General features: G+C 67.5%; 1 protein-coding gene. It reads left to right on the forward strand.

Annotated features, from left to right (window positions below; translation table 11 throughout):
* Positions 1-186: 186 nt before the first annotated feature.
* Positions 187-1527 (forward strand): NAD-dependent succinate-semialdehyde dehydrogenase (locus LQV45_RS31625; protein ID WP_230011368.1); only part of this gene is annotated, 1341 nt, incomplete at its 3' end.

A 1527-nucleotide genomic window follows, 5' to 3' on the forward strand; every position in this document is an offset into this window, starting at 1 on the left:
CAGCTGCACAGCATAGTCTGGATACAGTAGTGCGCGCATGCATAGACTTGCCAGTGAGCGCGGCAGTAGCGTGGCAGTAATCCAGACGCCCGTGCCTGCCTGTGGGAACGAGCGCCTACAACGAAAACTCATTCAAAAAACTTGTGCCCACACTAGTTCAACCGAATTGCTGACGAGGGAGTCATTGTGACTGTAACTGCCCAGCCTATTGTTTCCGCGGACCGGGAGAGCGCCCTGCTGGCGTCCGTTCCGACGGGTCTGCTGATCAACGGCGAATGGCGTCCGGCCGTGTCCGGGAAGACCTTCGACGTCGAGGATCCCGCGACCGGGAAGGTCCTGCTCAGCATTGCCGACGCCGGTCCCGAAGACGGCAAGGCGGCCCTGGACGCGGCCGCTGCCGCGCAGGAGTCCTGGGCCAAGGTCCCGGCCCGGGAACGCGGCGAGATCCTGCGCCGCGCCTTCGCGCTGGTAACCGAACGGGCCGAGGACTTCGCGCTCCTGATGACCCTGGAGATGGGCAAACCGCTGGCCGAGGCCCGCGGCGAGGTCACCTACGGCGCCGAGTTCCTGCGCTGGTTCTCGGAAGAGGCCGTCCGCGCGTTCGGCCGCTACTCGGTTTCCCCGGACGGCAAGTCCCGGCTGCTGGTGACCAAGAAGCCCGTGGGCCCGTGCCTTTTGATCACGCCGTGGAACTTCCCGCTGGCGATGGCCACCCGCAAGATCGCCCCCGCGGTCGCGGCCGGCTGCACGATGGTGCTCAAGTCCGCGAACCTGACCCCGCTGACCTCCCAGCTGTTCGCGGCCGTGATGGTCGAGGCCGGCCTGCCCGCCGGTGTCCTGAACGTCATCCCGACCTCCACGGCCGGCGCCACCACGGGCCCGCTGATCAAGGATCAGCGCTTGCGCAAGCTGTCCTTCACCGGTTCCACCGAGGTCGGCCGCCGGCTGCTCGCGGACGCGTCCGAGACGGTGCTGCGGACCTCGATGGAACTCGGCGGGAACGCCCCGTTCGTCGTCTTCGGGGACGCCGACATCGACGCCGCCGTCGCCGGGGCGATGCTGGCGAAGCTGCGGAACATGGGCGAGGCCTGCACCGCGGCGAACCGGTTCATCGTGCACGAGTCCGTCGCGGCCGAGTTCGCGGAGAAGTTCGCCGCGAAGATGGCGGATATGACCACCGCCCGCGGCACCGAGGCCGAGTCCAAGGTCGGCCCGCTGATCGATGCCAAGAGCCGGGACAAGGTCCACGAACTCGTCACCGACGCCGTGAACTCCGGTGCTGTCGCCGTGACCGGCGGCTCCGCCGTCGAAGGCCCGGGCTACTTCTACAAGCCCACGATCCTCACCGGCGTGAGCGAGGGCAGCCGGATCCTGTCCGAGGAAATCTTCGGACCCGTCGCCCCGATCATCACCTTTGACACCGAGGACGAGGCCGTCCGGCTCGCGAACAACACCGAGTACGGGCTGGTGGCCTACGTCTTCACCCGGGACCTGAACCGGGGCATCCGGATGGGCGAACGGCTGTCT

It is taken from the genome of Microbacterium sp. Bi128, from assembly GCF_918698205.1.